Source organism: Pacificimonas sp. ICDLI1SI03, from assembly GCF_054740865.1.
On record NZ_JBSQAU010000001.1, the window covers coordinates 2,189,868 to 2,208,970 of the forward strand.

General features: G+C 61.3%; 22 protein-coding genes. 17 read left to right on the forward strand and 5 right to left on the reverse strand.

Annotated elements, in window-relative coordinates:
- Positions 1 to 83: 83 nt before the first annotated feature.
- A complete protein-coding gene (purC, locus tag ACSMXM_RS10665) occupies positions 84 to 869 on the reverse strand; it encodes a phosphoribosylaminoimidazolesuccinocarboxamide synthase (protein WP_460315994.1) in 786 nt (261 codons plus the stop codon).
- A 221-nt stretch (positions 870 to 1,090) separates the two neighbouring features.
- On the opposite strand from purC, the gene ACSMXM_RS10670 reads away from it, so the two are divergent.
- The 12 genes from ACSMXM_RS10670 (at position 1,091) to ACSMXM_RS10725 (ending at position 10,568) form a co-directional block, all read left to right on the forward strand.
- Positions 1,091 to 1,417, forward strand: a complete 327-nt coding sequence (locus tag ACSMXM_RS10670; RefSeq protein WP_460315995.1) for a DUF1476 domain-containing protein — start codon at positions 1,091 to 1,093, stop codon at positions 1,415 to 1,417.
- Positions 1,418 to 1,421: 4 nt separating this feature from the next.
- Entirely contained in the window at positions 1,422 to 1,655 is a 234-nt protein-coding gene (locus ACSMXM_RS10675; protein ID WP_460315996.1) for a BolA family protein, read from the forward strand.
- A gap of 4 nt (positions 1,656 to 1,659) precedes the next feature.
- Positions 1,660 to 1,995: a Grx4 family monothiol glutaredoxin gene (grxD, locus tag ACSMXM_RS10680; RefSeq protein WP_460315997.1), complete on the forward strand. Its 336-nt coding sequence runs from the start codon at positions 1,660 to 1,662 to the stop codon at positions 1,993 to 1,995.
- Positions 1,996 to 2,066: 71 nt separating this feature from the next.
- Positions 2,067 to 2,489: a VOC family protein gene (locus tag ACSMXM_RS10685; protein ID WP_460315999.1), complete on the forward strand. Its 423-nt coding sequence runs from the start codon at positions 2,067 to 2,069 to the stop codon at positions 2,487 to 2,489.
- Entirely contained in the window at positions 2,486 to 3,208 is a 723-nt protein-coding gene (locus tag ACSMXM_RS10690; RefSeq protein WP_460316001.1) for an NYN domain-containing protein, read from the forward strand. Before ACSMXM_RS10685 ends, ACSMXM_RS10690 begins: the two co-directional genes overlap by 4 nt.
- A 20-nt stretch (positions 3,209 to 3,228) precedes the next feature.
- Entirely contained in the window at positions 3,229 to 4,536 is a 1,308-nt protein-coding gene (locus ACSMXM_RS10695) for a cystathionine gamma-synthase family protein (protein WP_460316002.1), read from the forward strand.
- A 13-nt stretch (positions 4,537 to 4,549) separates the two neighbouring features.
- The gene (locus ACSMXM_RS10700; protein WP_460316004.1) at positions 4,550 to 5,221 is read left to right on the forward strand and encodes an HAD family hydrolase; all 672 of its coding nucleotides are present in this window, start codon (positions 4,550 to 4,552) and stop codon (positions 5,219 to 5,221) included.
- Between the two features lie 12 nt (positions 5,222 to 5,233).
- Positions 5,234 to 5,869: a flavin reductase family protein gene (locus ACSMXM_RS10705; protein ID WP_460316006.1), complete on the forward strand. Its 636-nt coding sequence runs from the start codon at positions 5,234 to 5,236 to the stop codon at positions 5,867 to 5,869.
- Positions 5,870 to 5,939: 70 nt separating this feature from the next.
- Positions 5,940 to 6,584: a hypothetical protein gene (locus ACSMXM_RS10710; RefSeq protein WP_460316008.1), complete on the forward strand. Its 645-nt coding sequence runs from the start codon at positions 5,940 to 5,942 to the stop codon at positions 6,582 to 6,584.
- A 165-nt stretch (positions 6,585 to 6,749) separates the two neighbouring features.
- Positions 6,750 to 7,427 carry a PEP-CTERM sorting domain-containing protein gene (locus ACSMXM_RS10715; protein WP_460316010.1) on the forward strand — a complete coding sequence of 226 codons (678 nt, stop codon included), beginning with the start codon at positions 6,750 to 6,752 and terminating at the stop codon, positions 7,425 to 7,427.
- Between the two features lie 1,180 nt (positions 7,428 to 8,607).
- The gene (locus ACSMXM_RS10720; RefSeq protein WP_460316012.1) at positions 8,608 to 9,318 is read left to right on the forward strand and encodes a PEP-CTERM sorting domain-containing protein; all 711 of its coding nucleotides are present in this window, start codon (positions 8,608 to 8,610) and stop codon (positions 9,316 to 9,318) included.
- A gap of 83 nt (positions 9,319 to 9,401) precedes the next feature.
- Positions 9,402 to 10,568, forward strand: coding sequence for an HNH endonuclease (locus ACSMXM_RS10725; protein WP_460316013.1), 1,167 nt, complete (start codon positions 9,402 to 9,404; stop codon positions 10,566 to 10,568).
- Between the two features lie 34 nt (positions 10,569 to 10,602).
- Here the strand turns inward: ACSMXM_RS10725 and ACSMXM_RS10730 are convergent, their stop codons facing one another.
- The 3 genes from ACSMXM_RS10730 to ACSMXM_RS10740 all read right to left on the reverse strand — a co-directional run bounded on the left by ACSMXM_RS10730 (position 10,603) and on the right by ACSMXM_RS10740 (position 14,613).
- Complete coding sequence (locus ACSMXM_RS10730) at positions 10,603 to 11,547, reverse strand: hypothetical protein (protein WP_460316015.1); 945 nt, start codon at positions 11,545 to 11,547, stop codon at positions 10,603 to 10,605.
- Positions 11,548 to 11,559: 12 nt separating this feature from the next.
- Positions 11,560 to 12,597: a ribonucleotide-diphosphate reductase subunit beta gene (locus ACSMXM_RS10735; protein ID WP_460316017.1), complete on the reverse strand. Its 1,038-nt coding sequence runs from the start codon at positions 12,595 to 12,597 to the stop codon at positions 11,560 to 11,562.
- Between the two features lie 147 nt (positions 12,598 to 12,744).
- Positions 12,745 to 14,613, reverse strand: a complete 1,869-nt coding sequence (locus ACSMXM_RS10740) for a ribonucleoside-diphosphate reductase subunit alpha (RefSeq protein ID WP_460316018.1) — start codon at positions 14,611 to 14,613, stop codon at positions 12,745 to 12,747.
- Positions 14,614 to 15,062: 449 nt separating this feature from the next.
- Between ACSMXM_RS10740 and ACSMXM_RS10745 the strand changes: the two genes are divergently transcribed.
- From ACSMXM_RS10745 to ACSMXM_RS10765, 5 genes are all read left to right on the forward strand, one after another.
- Positions 15,063 to 15,431 carry a response regulator gene (locus ACSMXM_RS10745; RefSeq protein ID WP_460316020.1) on the forward strand — a complete coding sequence of 123 codons (369 nt, stop codon included), beginning with the start codon at positions 15,063 to 15,065 and terminating at the stop codon, positions 15,429 to 15,431.
- Positions 15,432 to 15,557: 126 nt separating this feature from the next.
- Complete coding sequence (locus tag ACSMXM_RS10750; RefSeq protein WP_460316021.1) at positions 15,558 to 15,929, forward strand: cupin domain-containing protein; 372 nt, start codon at positions 15,558 to 15,560, stop codon at positions 15,927 to 15,929.
- 3 nt (positions 15,930 to 15,932) lie between these two features.
- Positions 15,933 to 16,712, forward strand: a complete 780-nt coding sequence (locus tag ACSMXM_RS10755) for an SDR family oxidoreductase (RefSeq protein ID WP_460316023.1) — start codon at positions 15,933 to 15,935, stop codon at positions 16,710 to 16,712.
- A gap of 74 nt (positions 16,713 to 16,786) precedes the next feature.
- On the forward strand, positions 16,787 to 17,842 hold the full coding sequence (locus tag ACSMXM_RS10760) for a branched-chain amino acid aminotransferase (RefSeq protein ID WP_460316024.1): 1,056 nt from the start codon (positions 16,787 to 16,789) through the stop codon (positions 17,840 to 17,842).
- Positions 17,843 to 17,913: 71 nt separating this feature from the next.
- Positions 17,914 to 18,369 (forward strand): Lrp/AsnC family transcriptional regulator, encoded by a 456-nt coding sequence (locus ACSMXM_RS10765; RefSeq protein WP_460316025.1) that lies wholly within the window; start codon positions 17,914 to 17,916, stop codon positions 18,367 to 18,369.
- Between the two features lie 118 nt (positions 18,370 to 18,487).
- On the opposite strand, the gene ACSMXM_RS10770 is transcribed toward ACSMXM_RS10765, so the two are convergent.
- Positions 18,488 to 18,922 (reverse strand): SET domain-containing protein, encoded by a 435-nt coding sequence (locus ACSMXM_RS10770; protein ID WP_460316026.1) that lies wholly within the window; start codon positions 18,920 to 18,922, stop codon positions 18,488 to 18,490.
- Between the last annotated feature and the right edge of the window lie 181 nt (positions 18,923 to 19,103).

The window sequence follows — 19,103 nt, forward strand, 5'->3', positions numbered from 1 at the left end:
CGGATTTAAAGGATCGTCATTCCCGCGCGGGCAGGAATGACGACCTGCTGGGTACGTATTTGCCCCAAGGGGCTGCCCAGCCCTTATTCCTTGCCGCGTGCCTTCCGCGCTTCGGCCAGGTCGGCGACCTTTTCGCCGCTGCCATCCTCGGGCAGCAGTCCCAGTCGGCGCGCAACCTCCTGATAGGCTTCGACTTCGCCGCCCAGGTCGCGGCGGAACCGGTCCTTGTCCAGCTTCTCGTTCGATTTCATGTCCCACAGGCGACAGCCATCGGGGCTGATCTCATCCGCCAGCAGGATGCGGGCGAAATCATTCTCCCAGACGCGGCCGAACTCCAGCTTGAAATCCACCAGCTTGATGCCGATCGCGGCGAACATGCCCGACATGAAATCGTTGATGCGGATGGCCATGTCGGAAATCTCGTGCATCTCCTCCTGGCTGGCCCAGCCGAAACAGGCGATATGTTCGTCGGTGATCATCGGATCGCCCAGCGCATCGTCCTTGTAGCAATATTCCAGGATGGTGCGGGGCAGCTGCGTGCCCTCCTCGATCCCCAGCCGCTTCGACAAGGTACCGGCCGCAACGTTCCGCACGATGACCTCGATCGGCACGATCTCCACCTGCCGCACCAGCTGTTCGCGCATGTTCAGGCGGCGGATGAAGTGCGTCGGGATGCCGATATTCCCCAGCAGGGTAAAGATATGCTCCGAAATCCGGTTGTTGAGGACGCCCTTGCCGTTGATCGTCCCCTTCTTCTGATTGTTGAAGGCGGTGGCATCGTCCTTGAAATACTGGATCAGCGTGCCCGGTTCCGGCCCTTCATACAGAATCTTGGCCTTGCCCTCATAGATCTGGCGGCGGCGGGACATGGGCGGGCTCCTCTGAAAGACGAACGCCCCGGCGACGGCGGGCCGGGGCGGGGGAATCACCGCTATGTAACGTGCTCGCCGCGACCGCGCTAGATGAACGCTCCACAAAGGGGCAGGCCGGTGGTCTAACGTGCGGCCGCTGCACCGGCTTTTATTTGCAGGCGGGCGGCTGCCTTCCTATTTAGGCGGGACGACAGCATGAAAAGGGACCGCCGCCAGCAATGACCGACATGAAAGATCGCGAAAAAGCGTTTGAGAACAAGTTCGCCCGCGATGCAGAACTTCAGTTCAAGGTGACGGCGCGCCGGAATCGCCTGCTTGGCGAATGGGCCGCTGAAAAGCTCGGCCTGACCCCCGAGGAGCGGGAAGGCTATGCCCGCGAGGTCGTCGCTGCGGATTTCGAGGAAGTCGGTGACGAGGACGTGTTTCGCAAGGTTTACAACGACCTTTCCGCACATGACGACATCGACGTGACCGAAGCCGACGTGCGCCGCGCCATGGAAGACAAGATGGTTATCGCGCGCCGGCAGTTCATGGAACAGGTGTAATACCATGCCGATGGCCGCAGCAGATATCGAACGCCTGATCACCGACAATATAGATGGTGCCCGGGTGGAAATTACCGATCTGGCCGGCGACGGGGACCATTATGCCGCCACCGTGACGGCGCCCGCCTTCGCCGGCCTCAGCCGCGTCAGGCAGCATCAGCTCGTTTACGATGCGTTGGGCGGCCGCATGGGCGGCGAACTGCATGCGCTGCAACTGACCACACAAATACCGGAGTAAGCCAATGGCCGACACAAATGCCGATCAGCGCATCAAGACCATCGTCGAGGGCGACGATGTCCACCTGTTCATGAAGGGCACACCGCTGTTCCCGCAATGCGGGTTTTCCAGCCGCGCCGTTGCGATATTGGAACATCTGGGTGTCGAATTCGGCTCCACCGACGTGCTGCAGGATCCTGAAATCCGGTCCGGCGTGAAAAGCTATTCCAACTGGCCGACCATCCCGCAGCTGTACGTCAAGGGAGAGTTTGTCGGCGGCAGCGACATCATGATGGAAATGTACGAGGCTGGCGAACTGGCCGAGATCATGCGGGACAAGGGCGTCAAGGCGAGCGTCTGATCGGGAAATCGGCGCGTCGGATTGCTGGCGCCCCCTCTGGCGAAGCCAGCGCTGGCCTGTTACGGCGCGGTATGACCCTGCGACCCTTCCACCTCGCCTTTCCTGTCGATGATCTTGCGGCGGCTCGCGCCTTTTACGGCGAGCTGATGGGCTGCGCGGAGGGGCGCTCCTCCGACAGCTGGATCGACTTCGATTTCTTTGGCCATCAGATCGTTGCCCATCTGGCGCCGAAGGGCAGCGTGCACCGCAATCCCGTGGACGGCGACCAGGTTCCCGTGCCGCATTTCGGCATCGTGCTGGAATGGCAGGATTTCGAGGCGCTGGCCGATCGGCTGAAAACGGCGGGTACGCGCTTCGAAATCGAACCCCACGTCCGCTTCGCCGGACAGGCGGGGGAGCAAATGACCATGTTCTTCTTCGATCCCGCCGGAAACGCACTGGAGTTCAAGGCCATGCGCCACCCTGAAAACCTCTTCGCAAAGGATGCGGCATGACAGAGCCTCGCATCCGCAACATCGCGCTGCTGATCGACGCGGACAATGCCAGCCCCAACCATCTCGACCCCGTGCTGACCGTGCTCGCCGAGCTGGGGGAGGTCAATGTCCGCCGCGCCTATGGAAATTGGCGCAAGCCCGCCCTGAAAAGCTGGGCCGACCTGACGCTGACCTATGCCATCGAACCCTACCAGCAATTCGATATCGTCAAGAAGAAGAACGCCACCGACATGCGTATCGTCATCGATGCCATGGACCTGATGTATGGCGGGCGCATTGGCGGCTTTGGCCTGATGTCGTCGGACAGCGATTTCATGCCGCTGGCCCAGCGCATCCGGCAGGAGGGGATCCCCGTTTACGGGTTCGGTACCGAGCGCGCGCCGGAAGCGTTCCGCGCCGCCTGCACTCGCTATATCGACGTTGCTGCGCTGAAACGGGAAGAGGGCGGCACGGCGAAGAATGGCGACCGGACACCACCGTCCAAGAAGGCCATCGACAAGGATCTCCTCACTCTTCTTGTCGATGCCTATAATGCCGTGAAACGCGACGATGAGGGCTGGGCACGCATGTCTGAGGTTGGCCAGCGCGCGAACAACCGCTCAAGCTTCGATGCCCGTAATTATGGCTATTCGCGGCTGTCCGACCTGATGAAGGATGTACCGCAATTCGCCGTCGAAACGCGCAACGATAATCAGCAATATGTGAAGCGGCTGCGCTGATACTGTGCTAGGGTGTTGTGATGACTGATGAACTCGACGAAGGCCGGCCCTCGCGCCAGACCACACCGCCGCAGGTGACGAAGATCGGTGATCGGGAACTGCACCCCTCCACCCTGATGATGGGCTATGGCTATGAGCCGCGCCTGTCGGAGGGCGCGCTGAAGCCGCCGATTTTCCTGACCTCCACCTATGCATTCGAAAGCGCTGCCGACGGCAAACGCTTTTTCGAAGGGATCACCGGTAAACGTCCAGGCGGCGCAGAGGGGCTGGTTTACGGCCGTTTCAACGGCCCCAACCAGGAAATCCTCGAGGGGCGGTTGGCGCAATGGGAACGGGCGGATACCGCCCTCAGCTTTTCCAGCGGCATGTCGGCCATCGGTACCGCATTGATGGCGCATGTCGAACCGGGCGATGTCATCGTGCATTCCGCACCGCTTTACGCCGCCACGGAAAAGATGATCGATTCGATGCTGGGCAAGTTCGGCATCAAGTGGGTCGATTTCCCGGCCGGGGCCAGCCCAGCCGAAATCGCCAAGGTGCTGGAACGCGCAGGCGAGATCGGTCGCGTTGCCGTCATCTATCTGGAAAGCCCCGCCAATCCAACCAACGATCTCGTTGATATAGAGGCGGTGGCAAAGCTGCGCGACGAGATGTTCGACCCGGACGGGCACCGCCCCGTCATCATGGTCGACAACACGTTCCTCGGCCCCTGTTTCCAGTCCCCCACTCGTAACGGGGCCGATATTTCGCTCTATTCCCTGACCAAATATGTCGGTGGGCATTCGGATCTGGTCGCGGGCGGCGCGGTCGGCAGCACCGCGGCGCTGGCGCCGGTGTTGGCGCTCCGGAATACGCTTGGCACCATCACAGATCCCAATACGGCGTGGATGCTTCTGCGCTCGCTCGAAACCGTGCAATTGCGGATGGAGAAGGCGCAGGCCAATGCGCGCGCCGTCGGCGCCTTCCTTCGCGACCATCCTAAGGTGGAGCGTGTGTCCTGGCTCGGCTTCCTCGATCCCGACACCGCACAGGGGGACATATATCGTCGCCACTGTTCCGGCGCCGGGTCGACATTCTCCGTTATCGTCAAGGGCGGCGAAGCGGAGAGCTTTCGCCTGCTCGACAATCTGAAAACGGTAAAACTGGCCGTCAGCCTGGGCGGCACGGAAAGCCTTGCCAGCCATCCCGCCGCCATGACCCATCTCAGCGTCCCGCAGGATCGCCGCGCCGAACTTGGCATCACCGACAATCTCGTCCGCGTCTCTATCGGCGTCGAGCATGAAGACGATCTGATCGCCGATTTCGACCAGGCACTGAAAGCAGTCTGAACTTATCGTTTCAATGCAACAAATCAGCATCTTCGACATGGACCGGACCATTACCAAGGCCGGCACCTATACCCCCTGGCTGTGGCACTGGAGCGGTGCGCGGGCGAAATGGCGACGGCTGCTGACGCCGATCTCGGTCATGGCCGGCATGGCTTATGTATCAAAGCTGATCAGCAGGGGCAGGTTGAAGGAAATCAACCACTCCCTGTTGATGGGCGGACGAACCAGCCGGGATGTGGCGACGGCGGAGGCAGAGAAATTCGCCGATCTGATCGTGCCCGACCAATGCTTCGCCGACGCGCTTGCCCGCATCGAAGTTGAGAAGGCGGAGGGGCGGCGGGTGATCCTGGCGACCGCCAGCTATGCCTTTTACGCGCGCGCCATTGCCGCGCGGGTCGGCGTGGAGGAGGTGGTCGGTACGCGGGTGCAGCGCATGAAGGATGGCGGGCTTCGCGCCCGCATTGCCGGGGAAAACTGCTATGGCGGCGCAAAGCTGGCGATGGTGGAACGCTATCTGGCCGAGAAGGGTTTAGCCCGGGAGGATGCACATATCCGCGTCTTTTCCGACCATGTATCCGATGCGCCCATCATGGAGTGGGCCGACGAAGCCTTTGCCGTCAACGGCGGTGCGGCCATGAAGGCACTGGCGAAAAGGAACGGCTGGACGCGGCTGAACTGGACATAGAAAGACATCGATATGACCGACAGCATGGACGCCGGGGACCGGCATTTCTATGTGCCCGCAGAGGGGCATGGGCTGAAGCACGATCCCCTGAACGCCATCGTCGCGCCGCGGCCCATCGGCTGGGTCAGCACGCTGGATGCCGGGGGACGGCGCAATCTGGCGCCCTACAGCTTCTTCAACCTGTTCAACTATCGCCCGCCGATCGTGGGCTTTTCCAGCGTCGGGCACAAGGACAGCGTGTCGAATGCAGAGGCGACGGGCGAATTCGTCTGGAATCTGGCGACGCGGCCCTTGGCGGAGCAGATGAACATGTCGTCGGCCATGGTCGATAGCGATGTGGACGAATTCGAACTGTCCGGCCTGGACACCGCCCCCTCCACCGCCGTTGCGCCGCCACGGGTTGCCGCCAGTCCGGTGAATTTCGAATGCAAGGTCACCCAGATCATCCGGCTGGCCGACCATCGGGGCGGCCAGATCGACAGCTGGCTGGTGCTGGGCGAAGTCGTCGGCATCCACATCGACAGGCGGCTGATCGAGGATGGTATCTATCGTACCACGCTGGGCGAGCCGATTTTGCGCGGCGGCGGACCGGGCGATTATTTCGGCGTATCGGAAGAGCTGAAGTTCCAGATGTCGCGGCCCGAATAAGGGACCGTCGCGGCGGGCGGAACGATGGCCCCGCCGTGCCGTTTGTGGTGGGACTGCGAAAGGACCCGGAATGACCCACCGCCACGCCCCGACCCTGCCCTTTCTGGCCGCTGCGCTGCTGGCCGTGTCGGCCTGCGGCCCCTCCGGCGAAAGCGCCCCCCAAGAGACACCCACCGCCCAGACGGCCCCGGCAGAGCCGGAGAACCGAGCCGAGCCGCAGCCACCTGCCGCCGACCTGCCCGCGCTGATCCCGCCGGCGCCGGGCGAAGTCGGCGGCCTGCCGGACGACCGCACCCCGCTGGACGAAGCAACGCCAATCGAGCCGGGCAGCGCCGAGGCGGCGGGCCAGGTCCTCCAACGTTATGGCGCCCATCTGGAGGAGGGCGATTTCGCCGCCGCCTATGCGCTGTGGCGGCGGGACGGCGAGGCGAGCGGGATGAGCGCAGAGGAGTTCGCGGAGTCCCTTGGCAAATATAGCGAGCGGCACCTGCTGATCGGGCGGCCCGGCAGGGTGGAGGGGGCGGCGGGCTCCTCCTATGTGGAGGTGCCGGTGCAGATGTATGGCCGGCTGCAGAATGGCGATCCGTTCAACCTGCGCGGTCTCATCCGGCTGAAGCGCACCAACGACGTGCCGGGCAGCAGTGAAGAGGACCGGCGCTGGGGTATTGACGACAGCGAGTTGAAGCCGCTGGGCGTTACTGTCGAGGCGGAATAGCCGTAAATCGTGACGGCACCGTCGGTACGCTTTACAGATTCAGAAGTGCCTGTTTTTCCTTTCGTCATTTTTCAAGGTATTACGCATATGGCATGACACTTGCTTGCCATTAACATGTGTTTGTTGCGTGCGTTTTGATCCCACATTCTGGGGGAGGTTTTCCCAATGCACAAAACAATCATCCTATCCGCCCTTCTGGCTGCCGCCGCGACCGCGAGCGCCGCGTCTGCGACCACGGTATCCTATACGCTGGACCAGACCGTGGAGGGCGATGCACCCAGCGGGGCGCCAACGCTGTTTTTCGACGATGGCGACACGCCAGGTTCCGTCCAGCTGACCATCGACGCGATGGGCATGAGCGGCGGGGAGTATATCGCCAGCGTCTTTTTCAACTTCGCGGCTGCCGGAACGAATTTGACATTTTCCTATGCCAGCGGCGACGCGCCGGTGCCGGTGAACATATTCCAGACCGTCGATGGCCGCGATTCGCCGGGCAATCAGGGCAATTTCGACATTGAGCTGGAATTCGGATCCTCCAATGCGCAGCAGGGTGCATTCCGGTTCAACGCGGATGAAGTGCTGGTCCTGAACATCGTCGGCGCCAATCTGGTCGCCACCGACTTCCTGCTGGACAGCGCCGCCGAGGGGCCGAATGCGGGCAGCAATTATGCCCTGGCGCGGATTCGCGGCATTGCGGGCGGCCTGTCGGCCTCTGTCGCGCCCGAGGATCCGCAGGACCTGCCGCCGCCGCTGGAGCAGGTCCCCGAACCGGCTGCACTCGGGCTGTTCGGTCTGGGCCTGCTAGGACTGGGCATAGGGCTGCGCCGCCGCCGCCAGCGCTGACCCGACCGCGTTTCCTCGCCGGTCTCGAACGGACCGGCGACGGAAATCCGCGAAGTGGACAGGCCCGAAACCGCACAAAACGCACACTCAGCGCGCGTGTGCGCGCGCGCACGAGAAAACATTGAAGAATTTCGCCCTGGCGCCGCATGAGCCGGACCGCCAGAACCGCAGACGTGTGCCATGCCCCCCCTCAAACCGGACGGTCGAAGCGGACAGCGGCAGACGGTCCGGACAATCAGATTGCAGATCGACGGCAGGACGGCCCGAAGAGTTGTCCGGTTCGACGTCGCGGGCGCGTGAAATCCGTGCCCGCGACGGGGCAGCGGGAATAGGGGCCGGGCCGCCCTTGTCAGGAACATGTTCAGGGCGAGCAGGTGGGGCGTGGGACACATTGGGGGGGGGGCAGCCTTTCGAAAGCAGGCGAAAGACAGGGATAAGAGACAGAGTTTTTCCTATTAGGAAAGCACTATTTGAGCGCGGAGCCGCTTTTGTCCCCGTCCCAAAAAGCAACCCCGCCCATGGCAGAGCCATGGACGGGGCCGGGCGTCGCGCCCCTGTTGCGGGGGAGCGGGGGACGCGCGCCTATTCGGTCGCTACGTAGGTACGGCGCCGAATTCGGATCGGGTGAACACAAATCATAATTTTCTGCGCAGCGGGCAAAATCCTCCATCGCCAGATCATTGAAGGGACCGAAAGACCCCGGCCGGTTCAGCAGTTCGGCGCCACACGGCAAGAGCGTGGACAGACGCCATACCCTGTTCGCCAAATTTTCTCCGCGACTTGCACGATCATATGAAGTTACTACCTATCTATACTTACGCTACTAAGGCAGGGACGACTTGGTCCTGTCATCCTGAATACCGCCCCATCAACAGTTATAGTCTGCGGCGGGTTCCCCCTAATCTTTCCGCCGTGGTTGCATCCTGACCCGCATTCTTCACGGCCTGCCGCAGTCGGTGCGGGGATGAAATGACCCCTGTTTTCTTGCCGCCCTGCCGGCCGAGCGGGGCGCGGGCGTGTCGGCAGGCTTTACAAATGCGGTCGGTTCGGTGCCGTTCCGGTCCGCGAAAATGCGCGGTTTTCGGGATTTGGCGCGGTTCTTGCTCGTCACCAGCGCAGTGTCGTTGCGTTCACGCCCCCCCGCGTTCCCGCTGATTTCGCCAAAGACGGAGGAACCGACATGATCCGCCCTGCCCCACAGACCACACGCCCATTTCGCGCGCGATTTACCGCGCCATCCGCCGCCACGCTGAGCGCGGCCATCGCCCTGCCCCTGCTGATCGCCGTGCCCGCCCTGCCCGCGCTGGCGGCGATCATTCCCATCGACACGTCGCTGGGCGCAGGGACGGCGACGCGCGATACGGATGGCGGGCTGGACTGGCTGGACCTGACGCAGAGTTTCGGCAGCCTGGCGGACACGCAGGCGCGGCTGGCGCCCGGCATGGACCTAGAGGGCTGGCGCCTGGCGACACAGGACGAGGTGCGGACATTCTGGCTGAATGCCGGTATCGCGCCGACATCGGAGGCGGGATCACTGGTCCTGACCATGGACGGCGCGCAGGTCAGCGCGACCCTGAGCCTGTTCGACCTGGTGGGCGGCACGTCGTTCGACGGCAGCATCGACACGGCGTTCGGCTATACGACGGAGGAGGTCAGCGCCGCCAGCCAGTCCGCCGCATTCCTGTCGCGCCGGTTCGACGGCAATAATGGTTTCGACGCGAGCGCCGCGGTTTTGGGCGCCAGCTATACCAAGACCCCCAGCGGCGGCGACGCGCAAGCCGCCTGGCTGGTCCGCGACGTCCCCGCCGTGCCCGCGCCCGGCGCGCTCGGGTTGCTGGGTCTAGGGTTGATGGCATTGGCGTTGAGGCGGGCGCGGGGGTCTCGACCTTGATGGATCGATAGCTGTTCAAATTTGACGAGCGTTTTGTCTCATGCAAAAGATCTCGATCTCATTGAGCGAAGTGAACAACCTCCGTGCAAACCAGATGGTCAGAGGCCGTCCAACTCGCCGTGCGTCGTTTGGTGGGACGAAGCGGCGGGCTCAAATTTACGCGGCAGGCGCTCATTGAGCAGGAGCTGGGTAGAATTATCAACGAAACGGGGTCGCGGGGCGCGACGCCGGAAATGACTTTGAGCCGTGAGCTGCAGCAACTTCGCGACAGCGGTAAAGTCGAGTTTGTTGCCGCCGGTCAATATCGCTTGATGGAGCAGCCCGTCTCGCTGCCAAGCGCAGAGCCCTCGAAATGCGTTTTCATCATTGGCTCTCATTCGATTTACGAGGACGAGCCAGACCGCTTTTATCGTTTCCCCCAACGCTGGTTGAAAGCAGCGGCGCGCTCAGTGGGCGAGTGGATTCTATATCAAGAGCCACGCCGTGCGGGGCAGCGCGGTTATTATGCGGCAGCGAAGGTCGAACAGATCATACGCGACCCTGCCAGTTCTGAAATGTATCTCGCACTGATCGAGCCGGGCAGCTTCCTGGAATTTGGCCACGACGTGCCCTTTCGCGTCGACGGAGAGGTAATGGAGCGCGGACTGCTGACGGATGGGCGCATCAATAACGGGCGCGCTATTCAGTCCATCCGGCCCATTGTCGACGAAGACTTTAATCGTATCATCGCCGCAGGGTTAGTCGAAGAGGATGACATTCTGCCCCGTGCCGACGAAACGCAGAGCGGCATCCCCTCCTCGTTCCACGAAGAACCGGAACCCTATGTCGCTGCCGTCGACCGTTCGACGGTGCTGGTCGAACGCAAAATACGCGACCGGCAGTTCCGCAGACGCATTTTAGACGCCTATGATTGCCGCTGCGCATTGACCGGAATGCAATGGATCAATGGCGGAGGCCGAGCAGAGGTGCAGGCCGCGCACATCATGAGCGTCGAGGCAGGCGGCCCAGATACTTCGGCCAATGGCATCGCACTGTCCGGTACTGCCCACTGGATGTTCGACCGAGGGCTGATTTCGCTCAGCGATCAGGGCGCGATATTATTGTCACAAAAGATCAACGATATGGACGGTGTCGAACGGCTCATCCACAATGACAGACAAGCGCGTCTCCCAAACAATCCTGCGGAGAGACCCCATCCGCGATATTTGGCATGGCATCGCGAATATCACCAAATCGCAGAACGCGTATAAGTGGTTATATAAATACGCTAATCAAATACTACTATTAACGGCCCTCGAGCATTTGCTGCGTGAAAGATTCAAGTGCAGCAGTCCTTGTGCTAACACCAATTCTTTGGGCCTTAACCTGACCGTCTAAGTACCTCTTAAATTTGCCTCCATAGAGATACTGATCCCTAAACCACTCTCTAAACTTACCAAGAACACTGTCAGGATAACACCAAGGATGTTGAGGGTTAGAAACTGCCTGAGGGAAATAATCGGGATAATTATGCTCATATTCCTTGCGAGGCCCATAGACATTTTCTAATTTACTTTTCGTCCAATATGCGCTCCACGCAAGGCCAACACTTATATCTGGAACAATTTTGTCGCTGGTATACACCCCGTTCTCGCCTAAGGTCACAACCAGATCGGCGATTTCACGAAATATACTAAAGTATCCGTGGGGCACAGAATTATAGGTTCGTGAAACTCGGTCGAGAAATGGCTGCCATCTCCTATCAAGATCGGAAGCGGGAGCGTACCCGACCACCCCGTAAATAAACTCACGAAACCCCTTACCCGCAAGAAGACGGTAGTGTTTAATCGCTTCTTCTTGCAAATATTGTCCGGCTTCAAATGCATAGTACTCAAGAACTGCAAGACAAAACTCTTCGCGGTAGCCAAATACAACCCTGCCGTTAACTCTTAGCTCGATATGCGGCTTTTCTAGTTGCTGGCCATGACTATAAATAATATCTTTTATTTTTGAAATACGGGGTTTTTGATTGCTCTCATCCCATTGACTGCTGATCGTACCGATATGAGCATTCTCTACGCCACAAAGAGCCGCAAGGCCGCGTTGTGTCAGGAACGGCGTACCATCACTTAGTACTCCCATTCCCAGCTGATTGATCTTAGCTTCGTCATTTTGCCCGATTAACCCAAGATCGGCTTGCCGTGTGTCTTTACTCAGCAAACTAGCCGGGAGCTGTGCGACCGTCGTCATCGAAGTTCCCCCTTACTCCGCCGCCGTACCCAACAAACTCGGCTCGTCTTCTTCGTTGGCCGCTTCCGGCTTTACGCCCTTGCGCTTGTCGAACTGGGTCCAGACCTGGCCCCAGTCGCCGCGCGTGGCCGCCTTTGAATATTCGGTGGCGCGCGCTTCAAAGAAATTGGCGTGCTCGACGCCGTTCAAGAGCGGGCTGAGCCAGGGCAGCGGGTGTTCGGTGATCATGTAGATCGGCTTCAGGCCCAGCTGGCCCAGGCGCCAGTCGGCGATGTAGCGGATATATTTCTTTATTTCCGCCGCGGTCATGCCGTTCACCGGGCCCATTTCAAAGGCCAGGTCGATAAACGCATCCTCAAGATCCACAGTGTGGTGGCAAATGTCGCGAATGTCGGCCTTCACCGCCTTTGTCAGGCACTGACGCTCCTCACAAAAGGCGTGGAACAGGCGGATGATCCCCTCGCAATGCAGGCTTTCATCCCTGACGGACCAGGATACGATCTGGCCCATGCCCTTCATCTTGTTGAAGCGCGGGAAGTTCATCAGCATGGCAAAGCTGGCGAACAGCTGCAGCCCCTCTGTAAAGCCGCCGAACATGGCCAGCGTACGGGCGATGTCCTCGTCACTGTCGACGCCGAATTTCTGCAGATAGTCGTGCTTGTCGGCCATCTCCTCATAATCCATGAAGGCGGAATATTCGGATTCCGGCATGCCGATCGTGTCGAGCAGGTGCGAATAGGCGGCGATGTGCACCGTTTCCATATTGCTGAACGCGGTCAGCATCATCTTTACCTCTGTGGGTTTGAAGACGCGGCCATATTTGTCGTGATAGCAGTCCTGCACCTCTACATCCGCCTGGGTGAAGAAGCGGAAGATCTGCGTCAGGAGGTTGCGTTCATGTTCCGACAGTTTCTGCGCCCAGTCGCGGCAATCCTCGCCCAGCGGCACCTCCTCCGGCATCCAGTGGATCTGCTGCTGACGCTTCCAGAAGTCATAAGCCCAGGGATACTGGAACGGTTTGTAGGTCTTGCGGGCTTCGAGAAGGGACATGGGGAAACTCCGTTTCCTTTGGTGTTTTTTAGGCCGTCATTCCTGTGGGGGCGGGAAGCCATCGTCCGCGCGCCTCACAGGGGGAGGGGGTCAGAGATGGATCCCGGCCTGCGCCGGGATGACGGGAAGGGCGGGCGGCGGCGGCCATCACTGACAGGCCAGGCATTCGTCATAGTCGGTGGTCGGCAGCTCGATCTTCGCGAGGTCGGGGGTATTGTCCGCCTCTACGCCGCCGGCGAACCCGGCGCGCTGCACGCTCTTCGACCTTAGGTAATATAGGGATTTTATGCCGAGTTCCCAGGCGCGATAGTGCAGCATGAGAAGATCCCATTTTTCCGCATCCGCAGGGATGAACAGGTTCAGCGACTGCGACTGGTCGATATAGGGCGTGCGATCGGCGGCGAGTTCCAGGAGCCAGCGCTGGTCGATCTCGAACGCCGTCTTGAAGGTCGCCTTCTCGTCCCCGTCGAGGAATTCAAGGTGCTGGACGCTGCCGCCGCGTTCCAGGATCGAATTCCACACGCGGTCGGAATTCATCGCCTTTCCGGTCAGCAGATCCTCAAGATGCGGATTGCGCACCGTGAAGGAGCCGGACAGCGTCTTGTGCGTGTAGATGTTGGCGGGGATCGGCTCGATACAGGCGCTGGTGCCGCCGCAAATGATGCTGATCGAGGCGGTCGGCGCAATCGCCATCTTGCAGCTGAACCGCTCCATCGCGCCCATGTCCTGCGCATCGGGACAGGCGCCGCGTTCCTTTGCCAGCATCATCGACGCCTCGTCCGCATCGGCGCGGATGTGCTTGAAGATCTTCATGTTCCACGATTTGGCTAGCGCGGATTCAAAGGGGATGTTGCGCGCCTGAAGGAAGGAGTGGAAACCCATGACGCCCATGCCGACCGACCGTTCGCGCTCCGCACTGTATTTCGCGCGGGCCATCTCGTCGGGGGCGCGCTCGATATAGTCGGACAGGACATTGTCGAGGAAGCGCATGACATCCTCGATAAAGCCATCCTCCTTCGACCATTCGTCCCATTTTTCGAGGTTCAGCGACGACAGGCAGCAGACGGCGGTGCGCGGCTGGCCATATTGGTCGATGCCGGTCGGCAGGGTGATTTCGGAACACAGGTTCGACGTCGACACCTTCAGGCCGGCGTCGCGCTGATGCTTTGGCATCTGCTCGTTCACGCGGTCCATGAAGATGATGTAGGGCTCGCCCGTGGCGAGGCGCGTCTCGACGATCTTCTGAAAGAGCGCGCGGGCATCGACCGTGCTGCGCACCTCGCCGGTCTTGGGCGACAGCAGATCGAATTCCTCGCCGTCGCGCACCGCCTGCATGAACGCATCCGACAGGTTGATGCCATGGTGCAGGTTCAGCGCCTTGCGGTTGAAGTCGCCCGACGGCTTGCGGATTTCGAGGAACTCCTCGATTTCCGGATGGTGCACGTCAATATAGCAGGCGGCCGAGCCGCGGCGCAGCGAACCCTGGCTGATCGCGAGCGTCAGCGAATCCATGACGCGCACGAAGGGGACAATGCCCGACGTCTTGCCGTTCAGGCCGACCGATTCGCCAATGCCGCGCACATTGCCCCAATAGGTGCCGATGCCGCCGCCCTTCGACGCCAGCCAGACATTCTCGTTCCAGGTATCGACGATGCCGTTCAGGCTGTCGGTGACGCTGTTCAGATAGCAGGAGATCGGCAGGCCGCGGCCGGTGCCGCCGTTCGAAAGGACGGGCGTCGCCGGCATGAACCACAGGTTCGACATGGCGTCGTAAAGGCGCTGGGCATGGTCCGCATCGTCGGCATAGGCGGCGGCAACGCGGGCGAACAGATCCTGCGGCCCCTCGCCGGGCAGCAAATAGCGGTCCTCCAGCGTTTCCTTGCCGAAAACGGTCAGATTCGCATCGCGTGCGCGGTCGATCTTTACCGGAAAGCGCGGTTCGTTGACGCGCCTCGATTCCGAAACCGCACCTGCGCCCTGATCGATGGTCTCTGTGTCCACGCCGCTGAAATCCATGATCGCCGCACTCCCTTGCAAATTACTCTATTCCGGTGTCGTTCGATACTGGCGGCGATCCGCCCCATGCCGTTCCCGCCGGACCGGGAAATGCAGGCGGAAACCACCACCCCTAGGCGCCCCGGGGACCGTGGGCGAGGCGGGGTTTCGACTTATCCCCGATATCCTCGCTATCCACAGGGCAGCCGCCCCCTCGGGAACGCGCAACCCTTTGGGACTCGTTTCCCCTTGTCGACCTTCGTCGACCGGAAAACACCATCCCTAGTGGCAGCCCCTCTTCCCAGCACCTAAACCTAGTGAACGGCAGGGGACCGTCGCAAGCTATATTTTTTTAAAAAAGCGCTTGTCGGGAGTGTTCAAGGACTTGGCGCGTTTCGCTGCCAAAGTGGGTCGAAACATGGAGTTGATCCATGCTAGCCCCGCGCATCCCAGACAGGCAGCCGCCCCCAGTGAATATACTCTACATCGACGATAATGAGATCAACCGGAAGGTTCTGCAGATCATGCTGGAGTCGCGCCAGATCGATATGGTCAGTGCCGCGTCGGGCGAGGAGGGGCTGGCGCTGGCGGCGGCGCAGCCATTCGACCTGATCTTCGTCGATTTGCGCATGCCGAAGATCGACGGGCTGGAAGTCGTCCGCCGGCTGCGCGCGGATGCACGGCATTCCGATGACCGCAATATCGTCATCATCACGGCGGACGTGTCGCCGGAAACGGAACAAGCCTGTTACCGCGCAGGCACGGATGCAGTGCTGCACAAGCCCGTATCCATGGTCGACCTGTTCGCGCTGGTCGATCGCTGGACGCCGGACGACTGACCCGCAGCCGCGCATGCCCCCGGCAGATCGCCTAGCCGAACAGACAGTTTGCCTAGGGTTTCGACGGTTCGGAAAATTGCGCCGGACCGCGTCCTTCGCCACTGTCCCGCCCGAGAAGAGAGACACATGGGCATGAACGCGATCCACAGAAAATGGCAGGACGTGCCGCTGGAAACGCTCAGCGATTCGATCACCCGCCGCTTCATCACGACCGACCGGCAGATGGTCGCGCAGTTCACCCTGCCGAAGGGGGCCGTCGTGCCCGCGCACCGGCACGAGAACGAGCAGGTGACGAACGTCCTGTCCGGCGTGATGGAATTCACGTTGGGCGACGACCAGAACGAGATAATCATCGTGCGGGCGAACGAAGTCATCGTGCTGCCCAGCAATTTGTTGCACAGCGCACGCATTCTGGAAGATTGTTTTCAGCTGGATATATTCTCACCGCCCCGCGCCGACTGGCTGCAGGGCGAAGACCATTATCTGCGCGGAGGATAGCCGATGGATCTGGGCCTGAAGGACAAGGTGGCATTGATTACAGGGGGCAGCAGCGGGCTGGGGCTGGCCGTGGCCCGCACGCTGGCAGAGGAAGGCGCGCGGACGGCAATCGCCTCTCGCAGCGCGGAGAAGCTGGAGCAGGCAGCAGCCTCGATGGGGCCGCGCGCGTCGACGTTTGTCTGCGACATGGGCGATGCCGATGCGCGTGAGGAGCTGGTCGGACGCGTAGAAAAGACACTGGGACCCATCGACATTCTGGTCGTGAATGGCGGCGGCCCGCCGCCCGGCGGCTTCGATGATGTCACGCCGCAGCAATTCGATCAGGCGATCAACGAACATCTGGGTGCAGCGGTAAGCCTGTTTCATGGGGTCGTCCCCGGAATGCGGCGGCGAGGCTGGGGCCGGATTTTGACCATCACGTCGCTGTTCGTGAAGGCGCCGGGACCCAATATGATCCTGTCGAACACGGCGCGCGCCGCCGTCTGCGCGCTGACGAAAAGCTGCGCCAATGAGTTTGCGCGCGACGGCATCACGGTCAATTCGCTGCTGCCCGGCTATACGGCGACCGATCGCCTGACCTCTCTGACCGAAACCATGGCCGAACGGGCGGGCAAGAGCCGCGACGATGTCGTGGACAAGTTGACGGCAGGGATACTCGCAAGGCGGCTGGGCGATCCGAAAGAATTCGCGGCGGTAGCGGCATTCCTGTGTGCCGAGCAGGCCGGCTATGTGAACGGGGTGGCGCTGTCCGTGGATGGCGGATCCACGCCCAATCTATTCTAGCCGACAATCTTCTCTAACCAGTTCCTCCATCTGGCCAGTTTGGCAGGCCAGCTTTTTCAAAAGGCTATATACGAATGACGGTCGAGTTCACGCAATTGCCGGGCGTCAAGGACGCGGTGGCGGGGTTTTCGCTGCCGCAGGACCTGGCCTTTGGACAGGTGGCGGCGCCCGTCATGTTCAGCGCGGAATATAGCGATGGTGAGTGGCATGACGCGCAGCTGGAACCGTATGGCCCGATCTCCATCATTCCAACGGCACGATCACTGCAATTCGCAGAATCGGTCTTTGAGGGCATGAAGGCCTATCGCGCGCCCGGCATGGCACCGCACCTGTTTCGGCCGGAGGTGAACTGCAGGCGCTTCGCCGGCAGTGCGGAGCGTCTGGGCATGCCGCCGGTTCCCGAGGATCTGTTCATGACCGGGCTGGCGGCGGTGACGCAGGCCTGCGCCGATTTCGTCCCCACCAGCAGTGGCGCGTCCCTCTATCTGCGGCCGGTGCTGTTTTCCACGGAGGCGGGGTTTACCGTCGCCAATTCCAAATCGTTCCGCTTCATGATCACGGCCAGCCCGTCATCGGCCTATACCAGCGGGCCGATGAAGGTGCTGATCGAGCGCAAGGACGTGCGCGCCGCGCGCGGCGGCATCGGCTATGCCAAGGCGGGCGCCAATTATGCCGCCGCCATGCGCGCAACGACGAACGCGGTCGCACGCGGCTTTTCCGTGGCCCTGTGGCTGGACCCGATCAACAACCGGACCATCGAGGAATTGTCCGGCATGAATTTCTTCGCGGTCATCGACGGCGCGCTGCACACCCCGCCCATCGGCGATTCCATTATTGCGGGCGTGACGCGCGATTCCATCATCCGGCTGGCGAAAGATGCGGGGATAGAGGTGCAAGAACGTGCCATGCCCATCGACGAGCTGACCGCCGACCTGGAAAGCGGACGGTGCCGGGAATTGTTCGCCACCGGGACGGCGGCCATCGTCGTGCCGATCCACATGCTGGGCGATGCGGACGGGAACGAATGGACGCCGCCCGAAACGACGATCTGCCAGCAGTTGCGTAGCGAATTGCTGGACATTCAGGAGCGCCGCGCGCCCGACCGCTTCGATTGGCTGAAGATCTTATAGGCCCGCCGCCGCCTGCCCGGCAGCGACAGACCCTCTTGACCCGGCCGCGCCCTCGCATAGCGTGCCGCGCCATGCCGGACATGGATGCGATAGACCGCAATATACTTGCGATCCTGCAGCGTGCCGCGCGCACGCCGCTGAGCAGCCTTGCGAAAATGGTGGGGCGGTCGCGCACCGCCGTGCAATCGCGGATTACGCGTCTGGAAAAGACCGGCATCATCCGCGGCTATCACGCCGTCCTGAACAGTGGCGGGGACACGCAGGGCCTGAGCGCGCTGATGATCCTTTACCTGCACGAACGGACGCAGGCGGCGCCGGTCATCAAGGTACTGGAGGGGGTGCCGGAGGTCGTCGGATGCTATCGCGTCACGGGCGAAGCCGATTTGATGGTGGCCCTGTCCTATCACGACCCGAAACGCCTGCACGAAATCGGCGAGACGATCTGGTCGCTGCCGGAAGTGAAGGAAAGCAATACGCTGGTCGTTCTGAAGACCTTTATCGAAAGCCTGTTTCAAAACCCGGAATGATAGCGCCGGACGCAGCCATTGGTCAGATGGCAGGCGTGGGGGACATGACGCGCCGCACCATGGAAACAGGATGCGAACGGGCCGGGCAGGCTTACCCGCCCGTCCCGTTGCGTGGCACTTATTCCGCGGCGGCCATCCCGCGCATTTCCTGAACGACCGAGGCGTTCAGGAACGTGCGGCCGGGCAGCATTTCAAAGGTGGGATCGAATTCGGCATAATTGCAGGTGAGCTCCTCGCCCGCCGCAATATCGCGAATCGCCCAGCCGGTTTCCGGACTGCGGAAATCGGTATTCGGCTGTTCGCAATGGTTCATGAAACGGCCATTGTCGAATTCCAGCACGAACATGTCGGGACGCGTCATGTGGGGGTAGCCATAGCGTTCCAGAAACTGGCGCTGAAGGTCTGGCAGACCCGCCAGCTCGTTAACGGGAAACAGAAGGTCGAATTTTTCTTCAAGAGCCCAGATGGCGTCCCCTGACTTGATCGGCGCAGCGGCGAAAATGCCGACTCCCTCGATCTGGCTGGGGCCCACATAGGTCGGAACGATCATCATCGTATTTTATCCGGGTGCTGGGCTGTGCGAGCACCCTCGCATCACCGGAACGTCCGGGACAGCGCAAAATATGTATCCGCTATCGTCCTGATGCAATAGGGAAAATGCGGGGTTCGACGTCCGCGCGGCGGGTCGCCCCCGCACCGGTCGAAACAGGGGCTGCGACAGGAGCATATGGGCG